The organism is Halocynthiibacter sp. SDUM655004 (assembly GCF_026015885.1).
Taxonomy (GTDB): Bacteria; Pseudomonadota; Alphaproteobacteria; order Rhodobacterales; family Rhodobacteraceae; genus Falsihalocynthiibacter; species Falsihalocynthiibacter halioticoli.
The window spans coordinates 841,027-853,534 of sequence record NZ_JAPDUG010000001.1; the positions used below are offsets into that span (position 1 = coordinate 841,027).

Annotated in this window: 13 protein-coding genes and 1 other RNA gene; 8 read left to right on the forward strand and 6 right to left on the reverse strand. The window is 57.2% G+C overall.

The window, feature by feature from the left end; translation table 11 throughout:
- Window positions 1-10 precede the first annotated feature (10 nt).
- From gatC to rnpB, 5 genes are all read left to right on the forward strand, one after another.
- Window positions 11-298 carry an Asp-tRNA(Asn)/Glu-tRNA(Gln) amidotransferase subunit GatC gene (gene gatC / locus N9C89_RS04150; protein ID WP_263952577.1) on the forward strand — a complete coding sequence of 96 codons (288 nt, stop codon included), beginning with the start codon at window positions 11-13 and terminating at the stop codon, window positions 296-298.
- The gene (gene gatA / locus N9C89_RS04155; protein WP_263952578.1) at window positions 298-1,785 is read left to right on the forward strand and encodes an Asp-tRNA(Asn)/Glu-tRNA(Gln) amidotransferase subunit GatA; all 1,488 of its coding nucleotides are present in this window, start codon (window positions 298-300) and stop codon (window positions 1,783-1,785) included. The genes gatC and gatA overlap by 1 nt, the downstream gene beginning before the upstream one ends.
- A 32-nt stretch (window positions 1,786-1,817) precedes the next feature.
- Window positions 1,818-2,462: a hypothetical protein gene (locus N9C89_RS04160; RefSeq protein WP_263952579.1), complete on the forward strand. Its 645-nt coding sequence runs from the start codon at window positions 1,818-1,820 to the stop codon at window positions 2,460-2,462.
- Between the two features lie 15 nt (window positions 2,463-2,477).
- Window positions 2,478-3,176: an N-acetylmuramoyl-L-alanine amidase gene (locus N9C89_RS04165; RefSeq protein WP_394358470.1), complete on the forward strand. Its 699-nt coding sequence runs from the start codon at window positions 2,478-2,480 to the stop codon at window positions 3,174-3,176.
- Between the two features lie 33 nt (window positions 3,177-3,209).
- An RNA gene (gene rnpB, locus N9C89_RS04170) (RNase P RNA component class A) lies at window positions 3,210-3,608 on the forward strand.
- On the opposite strand, the gene N9C89_RS04175 is transcribed toward rnpB, so the two are convergent.
- From N9C89_RS04175 to N9C89_RS04200, 6 genes are read right to left on the reverse strand one after another with little or no spacing between them, the layout of a single operon-like run.
- Window positions 3,609-4,628: an AbrB family transcriptional regulator gene (locus tag N9C89_RS04175; RefSeq protein ID WP_263952580.1), complete on the reverse strand. Its 1,020-nt coding sequence runs from the start codon at window positions 4,626-4,628 to the stop codon at window positions 3,609-3,611. It abuts the RNA gene before it with no gap.
- Window positions 4,629-4,665: 37 nt separating this feature from the next.
- Window positions 4,666-4,968, reverse strand: coding sequence for a DUF4387 domain-containing protein (locus tag N9C89_RS04180; RefSeq protein WP_263952581.1), 303 nt, complete (start codon window positions 4,966-4,968; stop codon window positions 4,666-4,668).
- Window positions 4,961-6,280 (reverse strand): DUF1446 domain-containing protein, encoded by a 1,320-nt coding sequence (locus N9C89_RS04185; RefSeq protein WP_263952582.1) that lies wholly within the window; start codon window positions 6,278-6,280, stop codon window positions 4,961-4,963. The genes N9C89_RS04180 and N9C89_RS04185 overlap by 8 nt, the downstream gene beginning before the upstream one ends.
- A gap of 37 nt (window positions 6,281-6,317) precedes the next feature.
- Window positions 6,318-7,823, reverse strand: a complete 1,506-nt coding sequence (locus N9C89_RS04190; RefSeq protein WP_263952583.1) for a tripartite tricarboxylate transporter permease — start codon at window positions 7,821-7,823, stop codon at window positions 6,318-6,320.
- Window positions 7,824-7,838: 15 nt separating this feature from the next.
- On the reverse strand, window positions 7,839-8,276 hold the full coding sequence (locus N9C89_RS04195; RefSeq protein WP_263952584.1) for a tripartite tricarboxylate transporter TctB family protein: 438 nt from the start codon (window positions 8,274-8,276) through the stop codon (window positions 7,839-7,841).
- Window positions 8,276-9,244, reverse strand: coding sequence for a Bug family tripartite tricarboxylate transporter substrate binding protein (locus tag N9C89_RS04200; protein ID WP_263952585.1), 969 nt, complete (start codon window positions 9,242-9,244; stop codon window positions 8,276-8,278). The genes N9C89_RS04195 and N9C89_RS04200 overlap by 1 nt, the downstream gene beginning before the upstream one ends.
- A gap of 100 nt (window positions 9,245-9,344) precedes the next feature.
- Here N9C89_RS04200 and N9C89_RS04205 point away from each other — a divergent pair, with 100 nt between their 5' ends.
- From N9C89_RS04205 to N9C89_RS04215, 3 genes are read left to right on the forward strand one after another with little or no spacing between them, the layout of a single operon-like run.
- Entirely contained in the window at window positions 9,345-10,013 is a 669-nt protein-coding gene (locus N9C89_RS04205) for a response regulator transcription factor (protein WP_263952586.1), read from the forward strand.
- Window positions 10,010-11,374 carry a sensor histidine kinase gene (locus N9C89_RS04210; protein WP_263952587.1) on the forward strand — a complete coding sequence of 455 codons (1,365 nt, stop codon included), beginning with the start codon at window positions 10,010-10,012 and terminating at the stop codon, window positions 11,372-11,374. The genes N9C89_RS04205 and N9C89_RS04210 overlap by 4 nt, the downstream gene beginning before the upstream one ends.
- Entirely contained in the window at window positions 11,344-12,393 is a 1,050-nt protein-coding gene (locus N9C89_RS04215; protein ID WP_263952588.1) for an ABC transporter substrate-binding protein, read from the forward strand. Before N9C89_RS04210 ends, N9C89_RS04215 begins: the two co-directional genes overlap by 31 nt.
- Window positions 12,394-12,508: the final 115 nt, after the last annotated feature.

Here is a 12,508-nt window from a genome sequence, read left to right on the forward strand (position 1 = left end):
GGAGACCCCGATGTCGATTGACAAGGATACCGCCGCGCGCGTGGCCAAGCTGGCCCGTATTCGCGTAGCCGATGACGCCCTTCCGGCGCTGGCCGAAGAATTCAACACCATCCTCGGGTTTATCGAACAGCTTAACGAAGTGGACGTTGACGGCGTTGAACCCATGACATCCGTTACCCCGCAGCGCCTCAAGCGCCGCGAAGACGTTGTGACCGATGGCAACCAGCAGGAAAAAGTGCTGGCCAATGCGCCGGATGCCCGCGAAGGGTTCTTTGCCGTTCCGAAGGTGGTGGAATAATGACCGATCTTAACAAGCTGACCATTGCCGAGGCCCGCGACGGGCTGCGCGCCAAGGATTTCTCCGCAGTTGAGCTAACTCGCTCTTGCCTGACCGCAATTGATAAGGCTGGTGCGCTGAACGCGTTTGTGCACAACACGCCCGAGATTGCCGAGACACAAGCCGCCGCCGCCGATACGCGCCTTGCCGAAGGTGATGCGCCCGACATGTGCGGCATCCCGCTGGGGATCAAGGACCTCTTCTGTACCAAAGGTGTGCCGAGCCAAGCAGCCTCTGCTATCCTTGAAGGGTTCAAACCAGAGTATGAAAGCACCATTACCCAGAACCTCTGGGACCGAGGCGCGGTCATGCTTGGGAAGCTCAACATGGATGAGTTCGCTATGGGCTCCTCCAACGAAACTTCGACATACGGAAACGCGGTAAATCCGTGGCGCCGTGAAGGTTCCGATGCTGCGCTTACACCCGGTGGCTCTTCCGGCGGTTCCGCAAGTGCGGTCTCTGCGGATCTCTGCCTTGCTGCAACAGGAACAGACACCGGCGGCTCGATCCGCCAGCCCGCTGCCTTTACGGGCATTGTTGGCCTCAAGCCGACCTATGGGCGTTGCTCGCGCTGGGGCGTTGTGGCCTTTGCCAGCTCGCTCGATCAGGCGGGTCCGATGACCAAAACCGTGCGTGACGCGGCGATCATGATGGAAGCCATGGCCAGCCATGACGCGAAAGACAGTACAAGTGCCGATCTGCCTGTGCCGGATTTCGAAGCCATGCTGACGGGCGACATCAAAGGCAAAAAGATCGGTATCCCAAAAGAATACCACATGGACGGCATGCCCGAAGAGATCGAAACTCTCTGGGCGGAAGGGCGCGAGATGCTCAAATCCGCAGGGGCAGAGATTGTTGACATCAGCCTGCCGCACACGAAATACGCGCTACCTGCCTATTACGTGATTGCACCAGCAGAGGCGTCGTCCAACCTCGCGCGTTATGACGGCGTGCGTTATGGCCACCGCGCAACGCTCTCTGCTGGGGACGGTATCGACGATATGTACGAAAAGACACGCGCCGAAGGCTTCGGTCACGAGGTTCAGCGCCGTGTTATGATCGGCACCTATGTTTTGTCTGCGGGCTTCTATGACGCTTACTACAACCGTGCCCGTAAGGTGCGTGCGCTCATCAAGAAAGATTTTGATGATGTATTCGCCAGCGGCGTTGACGCCATCCTGACACCGGCTACACCTTCCGCGGCCTTTGGCCTTGGCGAAATGACCGATGCGGACCCTGTGAAGATGTATCTCAACGATGTGTTTACCGTGACGGTGAACCTCGCAGGGCTTCCAGGTATCTCTGTTCCGACTGGGCTCGACGCTCAGGGGTTGCCGCTTGGCTTGCAGCTTATCGGACGGCCGTGGGAAGAGGGCGACCTGCTCAACACAGCCTATGCGCTTGAGCAATCCGCAGGATTTGTTTCCAAACCGGCGAATTGGTGGTAAACCAATACGGAACAACGGATTAGAGGGTTCTCATGCGGTCATATGTTGCAGCAGCATCACTTGCGGTTCTGGCGGCTTGTCAGTCAGGCGTGCCGAATTCCGGTTACGATGGTTATAATACATCGGATGCGCTGCAAGGATCGCCTGTTCAAACCGGCGTGATTTCGGATGAGTCCTATGGCGGCGGCGGTGTCTCCACAGAGCTTGATTCCGCGCTTCAGGGGCAGGGGACTGTCTCGACCAGCGGTAGCCCAACATATCAGCGTTCGGCCAGCCCGATCGGTATTTCTGATGAGCAGAACTTCGACGCCGTGACAGCGCGCGAAACCATTGAAAGCGACGCGGAACGCCTCGCGCGTCAGCGCGCGCAGTATCAGGAAATCGAACCGACTGCGCTCCCGTCGCGCAGTGGCAGCACCAAAAAGGCCGTTTCGATTGTTGCATTTGCGCTGAACACGACAAATTCCGTGGGCCAACAGATTTATCCGCGGTCCAGCAATCCATCAATGTCGCGTTTCCAAAAAGCTTGTGGGCGCTACACATCCTCGGATCAGGCGCAGATTGATTTTCTGAACAACGGCGGCCCCGAAAAAGATCGTCGGGGTGTTGATCCGGATGGTGACGGTTTTGCCTGCTACTGGGATCCAAGCCCGTTCCGCGCGGCACGTGGTGGCTAAAAGGGGGAGCAGGCCATGGCCTCTGACCCGCTGACAATAATCCAAAGACCTTCCCCGAATTTCGGCCCGCGCCGAGGTGATGCGGTGCCTGATATGATCGTGCTGCATTATACCGCGATGGACACCTGCGAGGCGGCAGCAGAACGCCTGTGTTCGCCAGAATTTGAGGTTTCGGCTCATTACCTGATTTCGGAAAAAGGTGATATATTTCAGCTTGTTGATGAGGATTCGCGTGCGTGGCATGCGGGTGCTGGGGCTTGGGGCGGTGTGAATGACATCAACTCGCGCTCTATCGGTATTGAATTGGCCAATACCGGCAAAACTCCGTTTCCTGCGCTTCAGATGAACGCGTTGGAGAGGCTGATGCGTGATATTATGGAGCGGCGCTGCATCCCAAAAGAGCGCGTGATCGGCCATTCGGATATGGCGCCAGCGCGCAAGGGTGATCCGGGAGCACGGTTCGATTGGCGGCGGCTCGCAATTGCGGGGCTTTCGATTTGGCCCGAAGCGGGGGAAGCACGAGATGCAACGCCAAAACCCGATGATTTCCAATCCGCCGCACGCACCTTCGGCTATCCGGCTGATGCCCCATTTGACGCATTGCTCTCTGCGTTTCGCCAAAGATTTCGCCCGCATTACACTGGTCCGCTTGACCAAACGGATATGGCGCAGATTCAGGCACTTGCTCGCCAATATCCCGCCCTTACCAGTTGACCCGCCGCGCCGAAGCGCCTAACTCAACCCCGTGCGGATGGCCGGATGACCGCGGGGTGGCAACACCGCGAGGAAAGTCCGGACTCCACGAAGAATGGTGCCGGGTAACGCCCGGCCGGGGAAACCCGAGGGAAAGCGCCACAGAAAACAGACCGCCCGTTTACAGGTCGTGCAAGCGATACCGTGGCGGGTAAGGGTGAAACGGTGGGGTAAGAGCCCACCGCGGCGGTGGTAACATCGCTGGCATGGCAAGCCCCACCAGGAGCAATGCCGAATAGGGATCTCGCGCGGGGCAACCCGCAGGACGGCTTCGGTCCAGAAGATCCGGGTAGGCAGCTTGACCCTGTTGGTAACAGCAGGGCTAGAAGAATGGTCATCCATCGCTGTGTCATGCAGTGAGGACAGAATCCGGCTTACAGGCCATCCGCGCACTTACCGCTTATTGCGGTTCCACGTCAGCACAAACGGCACAAAGGCACTGAGGAAAAAGAGCCGCGCCACATGATGCAGCGCCACATAGGCGGGGTCTGCCTGAACGATGGCGGCCATGGCGACCATGGTTTCAAGCCCGCCTGGTGCAAAGGCAATGATCACATCCAAAAACGGCAAATGCGTAAAGAGCGAGACGAGACCGGCAAAGACCACCGCGATCACCAGTGCAAGTAGTGTAAAGAGCAATCCAGCAACTGCGGCGCGGCGCAACATGGCAAGACTCACGCCGCTAAACCGCGACCCAATCAGCGTGCCCATTGTGACAAAGGCAATGACCGAAAGAACGGTTGGAACCTGTCCGGGGGTGAGGCCCGAACCATGTCCGAAAGAGGAAACGAACATGCTTGAAAGCAAGAGTGCAGCGGGAAGCTTCAATTTGAGAAAAACCAGACCAAGCCCCGTGCCCAAGACTGCCAATATGCCAAGGTGCATTGGCGAAAGTAGCGTATCAACGGGGATTGGCATTGTCATATCCGCGTCCGTCAAAAGCGCGACAGCGACCGGAACAAGCAGCGTCAGGAACAGCACACGGATCGATTGCACCATGGATATCATCGCCGTGTCGGCCCCGACATCGGTCGAGAACCCGAGAACATAGCTCAGGTGTCCGGGGCTTGATGCGAGGTAGGCTGTTTCTCGGTCCATCGCGAAATACCTCTGAAACATGAAGCCACCAGTCAGCATAATTAGCGCAACTCCGGCACACATACCGATGAGGCTCGCCGGCCAAGCTGCTGCCGCTGCAAGGATTTCCGGCGTAACAGAGGAACCAAGCGCCAAACCGATAATCACGAAAACCACGTTTCGCACAATGTCTGGCACATCGGTCTTGACCCCGAGCACTCCGGCCAGCGAGACAAAAAACGCAGGCCCCGTCAGGAAAGGCGCGGGAAATTTCAGAAGCCACGCGAGGGCTGCACCGCCGATACCAATCAGGAAAGAGACCGCATAGATGCGCATTTGGGTTGCCTTGTTTTTTACATCTGCGCGGGCAGGATTAGTTCAAAGAGACTTCGGACAAAAGAGCTGCCCATGAGGCGCCATGCATGTCGCGGTCATTAATTGCGCCTTGGATTGCGGGGCGCGGCAAGGAAAACTTTACGACGTTAAGGGAGGGAATTTCAAAGCGTTTGATTGTCGCGCTTTCCACACCAAATGCGCGCGCGACGCGTTCGGTCGATAGCCCCATGGTGATCTGTTCAAATGCCGCTACGGAGCCGCAGAATATGTCGACCGTGAGCCAAAATGGCCCTGCGTTTTTGGAGCGTACCTTATAGGCAATCTCGCGGAGGTTAGCCATGTGTGATCACCTCCAGCGAGAATGCGTCCATCGGGTCATCCAGCGACAGAGTGTGGTTCAGGCAGAAGCCATACACTGCTCCGCGGTTCAGGCTCGCGGGCGAGAAGGGGAAGGCGAACGTCGGTTGCTCTTCTTCTTGCGTCAACGGGTGATGTAGCAGGTAGGGGTTAAGCATTTGGCCGATCTCCTCGGCGAGGGCCTGAGTTCTAGCGCTCACGATGGCGAGCACTCCGATCTCGGGCGCTTGCGCGTGGTTGGTTTCGAGCGCACCAAAGCTTGCATTTTGCCCGATCAACCGCAGTTCAATGCTATAGTCATCAGTTGCCAACCCCATACGATCTTCGACCTTGGCGCAACATTTTTGATGAATGTCATCGGCCCAGATTTGCGCATTTTCAACATAGCGTTGGTCGCGCAGAAGAACGAGCAACACGGTTTGAAAAGCTTCAACCCGCGCGCCTTCGAGCTTCACGGTATAGGGCGATGTCTTGTGCCATTCAGAGCCCGTTACGCGCACGCGCCGAGCGTCAAGCGCGGTGTATTTCGCATGCGTCACGTCAAGATATCCGCCGGGTTCATAAAGGACGAACGGATCCGAGTTCTCATAAAGCATATGCGCCGAAACCGTATGCGGGGTGGCGGCGGAGTCTTCAGCCATGGGCGAAACTGTGAAGCCTTCGTCATCAAACTCGATCATCGCCACGCCCGATTGCGGGTTGGTGGCACATAGCGCGCCGCATTCGCCAATTTTCGCGCCGTGCCATGCCGCGCCCGCGTGCAAGCCGCGCATCAGAGGGAGAGCGGCGATTGTGGCCGTGTCTGTTGTTCGGCCCGCGATAATGATGTCCGCACCTGTATCAATGGCTGCTGCGATTTGCTCCGCGCCAGCAAGGGCAACGATGTTGCTACAGGACGCTATGGTTTCAGCGTCGATTTCAGGGGCTGCCCCGAGAGGAGAGATACGGCCGTTTTCATAAGCCTCGACCATTTTTGCAGGGTCCTGAGATGACCGTAGGACCGCAATCTTAACCTTCTGTCCCAACTCGTCAGCGATCTCGCGCGTTATGTCGAGGAGCCAATCAACTGCGGAGTCGGTGCCGCACGTTCCGGCAGTTCCGATCACAAGAGGTACGCCCGCTTTGGCACGCGCTTCCATCAGCCCGTGCCATTCCGTCTTCGTCGAGCTTCTGGCGTATTTTGATACCCCTTGGCCGAGGTACGCGGGGCCGGAATCTGTGCTGCCGCCATCAATGGCGATAATATCTGGTTTCATGGCAAGGCCACGCTCAAGCGCGGCCTTGTCATAGTTCAATCCGAGGGCTCCGGAGGGGATGAGCACCTTTAACATACTAGTCAGTTACTCTCTGTGGTTTCTTCAATACGTTCCGCAGGAACATCGGAGCGATGAAGCCTGCAATTGCTGCAACCCAAAGCCCGATCGCAATCGGAGAGGAGAAGAGATAGGCAGGATCGCCTTCACCAATCACCATCGCGCGGCGCAACGCGTCTTCCATATGACCGCCAAGTAGGATGCCGAGGATCACGGGAACCGTCGGTATATCAAGCTTGCGCAGTACATAGCCAAGAAGACCAAACGCGATCATCAGCAGGAGGTCAAAGTAGCTTCCCGATAGAGAGTAGATCCCCACGAAAGACACCATTGTAACACCAGGCAATAGGATCGCCGGCGGCACCTGAAGGATACGCACAAAGATTTTTACCATCGGTACGTTCATCAGAAGCAGCACCACGTTCGCAATCAGCAGCGATGCGATTAGCCCCCAGACAACCTCGGGCCTGTCGGTAAACAGGGTCGGCCCCGGTGTGATGTTGAGCGTCATCAGGAGCGCGAGAAGTACAGCTGTTGTACCCGAACCAGGCACGCCAAGTGTGAGCATCGGAACAAGCGCCCCGCCAGCAGCGGAGTTGTTGCCTGCCTCTGGTGCGGCGATCCCTTTGGGAACGCCGGTGCCAAAACCGCCTTTCTCGCCCGCAATAGATTTCTCGCTCATATAGGCCAGGAAGCTTCCGAGGGAAGCCCCCGCACCGGGCAAGATACCTGCGATAAACCCAACGCCAGAGGCGCGCATCATTGTCCAACGCGTAGACCAGATATCGGCCCAAGGCACGCGGACCTTCTTGAGCGTCGCGCCAACAGCGCCACCTTTGCCGTGCCCCTCGATAAAGAAGAACACTTCGGCAATCGCAAAGAGCCCGACGATAGCAACGAGGAAATCGATCCCGTCAAAGAGGTGCAGGTTGCCCCCTGTGAGGCGCGGCATACCCGAGGAGCTGTCCACACCAATCATCGCGATCCCGAGGCCAAGGCATGAGGCGAGCGCGGCTTTCGCTTGGTTGTTGCTCGCCATGCCGCCAAGTGTGCAGAAGGCGAGCAAATACAGCGCGAAGTATTCCGCAGGACCAAAGACATAAGCAACCCGCGCCAGCATCGGTGCCAAGAGCATCAAGCCGATGGTCGCAAGAAGAGCGCCAACGAAGGATGCAACGCCGGAAAGAACGAGCGCATCGCCCGCGCGTCCGGCCTTGGCCATCGGGTAGCCATCGAGCGTGGTCATGAGCGCAGGTTCATCGCCGGGTATGTTAAGCAGGATCGAACTGATCCGCCCGCCATACATCGCGCCGTAGTAAACCGCGGTCATCAAGACAAGCGCAGAGGTTGCATCAAGGCCAAGCGTGAAGGTTACAGGAATAAGGATCGCAACGCCGTTGCTAGGCCCAAGACCAGGTAGCGCACCGATGATTGTTCCGAGAAAACAGCCGACCACCGCCAGCATCAACGTGTAGGGCGACAGGGCGATCGAAAACCCCAATGAGAGGTTTGCAAGAATATCCATGATGTGCCGCTCCGGTTAGAACAGGCCTTTGGGGAAGGGGACAAGCCCAAGACCCAAGGCGTATTTGAATACAACGTAAAGACCCGCAGAAAGACCAAGCCCAGCAACAGCAGCACGGGCGGGTTTCGGCCCGATCTGATAACTCAGGAACCCAGCGGCAATGGCTGTCGGGATAAGAAAACCAAGCGGTTTAAGCGCGTAGGCATAGGCCACAAGCACCACAACAGAGAGTGCGATTGCACCGAAGGTGCGCGCAGCAGGCCACTCTGGTTCGGGGTCAGGCTTCAGGACCATAAAACAGGCACAGATCGCAGCGACGATCCCGATCCCGATGGGAAAGGCCTTAGGTCCGACAGGGTCTGACAAAAAGCTGGTCTGGATTTGTGTGGCGCTCGCGATATATGCGAGCGCCACAACGGCCATGACCAGACCAAAGATCCGGTCACTTGCCATTACTGGATAACCCCGATGTCTTTGGACAGCTGGTTGATCTCGGCTACGAGTCCGTCAACGTAGGCTTGGAAGTCGCTTCCGACCATTGTGAATGGGGCAAGGCCGTTTGCGGCCATGGCTTCTTTCCACTCATCGGAATCTGCAACTTTTTGAAGGCGGTCTGCCCATTTGTTGAAGTCGTCATCCGAAATGCCCTTCGGCACATAGAGCCCACGCCAGTTCACAGCAACAACGTCAAAGCCTTGCTCCTTGGCGGTCGGGATATCGTCAAAGCCGGGGATGCGCTCTTCGGTGAGAACCGCCAGAACCCGAACTTCATCAGCATTCAGGAAGCCAACCACTTCAGACATGTCACCGGTCATGGCTTGGGTAAAGCCACCGATGGTCTGGGTGATCGCATCTGCGCCGCCGTCAACACCGATGTATTTGATCTTGGTGATGTCGGTGAAGCCTGCGCGCTGAAGCAGCATCAGAGGCTTGAGGTGGTCAAAGCCGCCAACCGCAGAGCCGCCAGCAAAGGCAACAGAACCAGGGTCTGCTTTGATCGCGTCGATCATGTCACCGAGGTTTTGGAACGGGCTATCCTTGGCAACAACAATTACGCCGGGGTCCGCACCGATCGCGCCCACAAAGCGCACCTGATCCGCTGTCATTCCGGCATAAGCATTTTGCGCCAGACGCGTGGATGTGGCCGAAGAGGCCGCCACGATCAACTCGGCGTCGTCATTGCGCTCTGCAACCACGTGGTTGAACGCAAGGCCGCCACCGCCGCCTGCCATGTTTGTAACCTGAATCGGGCTATCAACCGCGCCGATGTCATGCATGATTTTGCCGATTTGACGGCAGGTGAAATCCCAGCCGCCGCCGGGGTTGGCTGGCGCAATACATTCCGCCGCCGTAGCAGCGCTGGTTGCACCAAGTCCGATCACCGCACTCGTCATGAGCGCTTTAACAAAACGTGTCGTCATAGTTTCCTCCCATTTGACATCCGAGCCTTCGCTCGCACATGCTTAGTTGCGCTAACCAACCTGACACGAACCTGTCATGATCATCGCAAGGGAGCATTGCGTGCGATTTCTTCTGGTCGAAGATAACATGGATTTGGCTCAGGCCGTAATGGATTGTCTGGCGCTGGACGGGCACGCCATTGATCACGCAAGAGATTTGGCCTCCGCGCAGGACTGTATCAACGCCGCGCCTTATGACCTTATTTTGCTGGATATCATGCTTCCAGACGGTGACGGGCGAGACTTTTTGGCCCGTCACAGGCGCAACGCAAACAGCACGCCAGTGATCGTTTTGACCGCCCGTTCGGAGGTCTCTGATAGGGTCGGATTGCTCGATTTGGGGGCGGATGATTACATTACGAAACCTTTCGATTTCACCGAACTTGAGGCCCGTTGCCGCGCCGTTTTGCGCCGACAGGGCGGGGTTGCTGACAACGTCAGGAGCTTTGGTGGTGCCGAACTTGATTCGCTTGCAGGGGCGATTCGTGCGGGAGGCGAGTCGCATCCTTTGCGCAATCGCGAGCTACGGCTTCTGGAGGTATTCTTTACCTCGCCCGGGCAAATTTTCTCAAAATCGCATCTCATGGATCGGCTGTTTTCTTTTTCTGATGATGTGTCGGAAAACGCAATCGAGGTTTATATCGGGCGGCTTAGGCGCAAACTCGAAGGCTCGGGCGCGCGGATCGAAACCGTGCGCGGCCTTGGCTATCGTCTGGTTGAAGCTACATGAAACGACGCTCGTACCGCACGTCAATCCGCCGACGGTTGTTGCTCCAGCTATTTACCATGGCGGCACTCTTGTCGCTTGCCTTTTTCCTCGTGGTTCGCGCGGTGGCCGAACGTGCGGCTGCAGACACCCAAGACAACATCCTGCTCGCTTCGGCGACCTCAATCGCGGATGCCATTTACTCTGAACAAGGGGCGGTGGCGGTTGATCTGCCGTATTCGGCGCTGTCGATGTTGGGCAGTATCTCTGAGGATCGCGTGTTCTACCGCGTTCTGATCGGAGAGGAGACGCTCACGGGGTATGATGATTTGCCGCTTCCTTCGCCTGCGCAGGGGGAGTTTGAAACCTTCATGTTCCGCGGTGAGGAGGTGCGTAGCGCGACCGTTACGCGCACCGTTAGCTCGGGGGGCTCCAAAGAACGGGCAACCGTGATCGTGGCGCAAACGCGCCTTGGACTTGCTGCAATCTCGCAGCGAATTTCGGGTATGGCGGCGGTTGTTGGTTTTGGGTTTCTGCTCGTTGCAACTGCGCTAAGCCTTGTTGCCGCGCAATCTGCCCTTGCTCCGCTCAATCGGATGACCCAATCGGTTGCGCGGCGCGGGCCGGACGATCTGCGCCCTGTTGATACGCAAACCCCAAGCGAGCTTGTGCCGTTGGTGGATGCGCTCAATAGCTTCATGGCGCGGCTTAAGGCATCATTGACCCAGTCCGAGGAGTTTATCGCAGAAGCGGCCCATCGCGTGCGTACGCCGCTTGCAACGGTGCGTGCGCAGGCGCAGATGACCTTGCGCCGTTCCGAAAAGCCGGAGAACAAGGCCTCGCTCCGTGCTATGATCCGTGCAGTGGATGAAAGCAGCCGTTCGGCTGGGCAGTTGCTGGACCATGCGATGGTGAGCCTCCGTACGGATCAGCTTCAGGACGAGGTGTTTGATCTTGTAGAGCTGACGCAAGACACCGTTGCGCACCTGCGCCCAACGGCTGACCTCAAGGATATTGCCATTTCAGTTGAGCTTTATGTTGAGACGCTTCCTATACGGGGCGATGAAATCCTCATGCAAAATGCGCTGCGCAATGTGCTCGATAACGCCATCAAATACTCGCCCGAGGACAGCGACATCACCGTCCGGATAACCGAAGAGCCGCGCATATCCTTCGTCGATCAGGGGCGCGGATTTTCCGCCGATGATTTGGGCGATATCACCAAACGGTTCTCGCGAGGCGCAAATGTTGGAGATATTGTTGGATCAGGACTTGGTTTGACAATCGCAGATGAGGTTATGCGCGCCCATGGCGGCACATTGGAAATTGCGCCGAATGAAGAAGGGAGAGGCTCATGCGTTTCGCTCGTATATCCACGCGATTAATCGCCGTGTTGCTCACGCACCTCGCTTTCGCTCTCGGCGCTTCTGCGTTTGAAATAGAGGATCGCCGTCAGTATCCGGCAGAAGACGGCGCGCGTGAATTGCGTATTATCTCGACAGCCGATGCTCCGGTGTTTGAGCCGATCATTCGCGCCTTTCAACTGGCGCATCCAGATGTGGCAATCGACTATGTAATCGCCAGCAGTACCGAGCTCATGAAAGCCATATCTGAGGAAGAGGCCGATTTTGATCTCGCAATCTCAAGCGCGATGGACCTCCAAACAAAGCTCGCAAATGACGGGTTTGCGCTTGACTACCGCTCCGAAGCGACGGATGCCTTGCCAAAATGGGCCAAGTGGCACGACCAGATCTTCGCCTTTACCCAAGAGCCAGCCGTGATGGTGATAGCGGAGGGGGCTTTTGCCAATCGCCCCGCGCCGCGCACACGTGATGATCTGATTGCGATGCTGCGTGACAATCCTGCAGAGTTTGACGGGCGCATCGGAACATACGACGTGCGGATTTCGGGCGCGGGGTACCTCTTTGCCACGCAGGATTCGCGCAACACAGATTCTTATTGGCGGCTGACCGAGGTTATGGGGCGCCTCAATGCGCAGCTATACAGTGGGTCAAAAGCGATGATCGAGGATGTTGCCGCGGGGCGGCTCGCGCTCGCGTACAATGTGGTCGGAAGCTATGCCGCGCAGCGTCTCGCGGATACGCCGGGGATTCGGATTGTGCCGTTTGAGGATTTTCTGTCTGTTATGCTCCGCACAGCGCTGATCCCAAAGAACGCGCAAAATATCGAAGACGCGGGGCTGATGATTGATTTTCTTGTGCAATTGAACCAGCGCGAGGACATTGAGCAGGAGACCTATCTTGCTCCGGTTAGCGCCCAATCCCTTAATGAAAACTACGCCGCGCGCCCCATTCGACTTGGCCCCGGACTGCTGGTTTTTCTCGACCGGCTCAAGAAAGAGACCTTTTTACGAAACTGGGAAAACGCCATCGTGCAGAAATAGGCGGAATTCATCGAGGTTTTCGCGGATAGCGGTTGACTCTGCGCGGCATAGGCTTAAAAGGCGGGCTTCAAGGATTTCTCGGGCGCATTCTGCGCCTGCGTTGAGGAGCACTATT

What these genes read in the sequence shown, in the direction of transcription:
- gatC (WP_263952577.1), top strand. Translation starts at nt 11, where the DNA reads ATGTCGATTGACAAGGATACCGCCGCGCGCGTGGCCAAGCTGGCCCGT.
- gatA (WP_263952578.1), top strand. Translation starts at nt 298, where the DNA reads ATGACCGATCTTAACAAGCTGACCATTGCCGAGGCCCGCGACGGGCTG.
- N9C89_RS04160 (WP_263952579.1), top strand. Translation starts at nt 1,818, where the DNA reads ATGCGGTCATATGTTGCAGCAGCATCACTTGCGGTTCTGGCGGCTTGT.
- N9C89_RS04165 (WP_394358470.1), top strand. Translation starts at nt 2,478, where the DNA reads ATGGCCTCTGACCCGCTGACAATAATCCAAAGACCTTCCCCGAATTTC.
- N9C89_RS04175 (WP_263952580.1), bottom strand. Translation starts at nt 4,628, where the DNA reads ATGCGCATCTATGCGGTCTCTTTCCTGATTGGTATCGGCGGTGCAGCC.
- N9C89_RS04180 (WP_263952581.1), bottom strand. Translation starts at nt 4,968, where the DNA reads ATGGCTAACCTCCGCGAGATTGCCTATAAGGTACGCTCCAAAAACGCA.
- N9C89_RS04190 (WP_263952583.1), bottom strand. Translation starts at nt 7,823, where the DNA reads ATGGATATTCTTGCAAACCTCTCATTGGGGTTTTCGATCGCCCTGTCG.
- N9C89_RS04195 (WP_263952584.1), bottom strand. Translation starts at nt 8,276, where the DNA reads ATGGCAAGTGACCGGATCTTTGGTCTGGTCATGGCCGTTGTGGCGCTC.
- N9C89_RS04200 (WP_263952585.1), bottom strand. Translation starts at nt 9,244, where the DNA reads ATGACGACACGTTTTGTTAAAGCGCTCATGACGAGTGCGGTGATCGGA.
- N9C89_RS04210 (WP_263952587.1), top strand. Translation starts at nt 10,010, where the DNA reads ATGAAACGACGCTCGTACCGCACGTCAATCCGCCGACGGTTGTTGCTC.
- N9C89_RS04215 (WP_263952588.1), top strand. Translation starts at nt 11,344, where the DNA reads ATGCGTTTCGCTCGTATATCCACGCGATTAATCGCCGTGTTGCTCACG.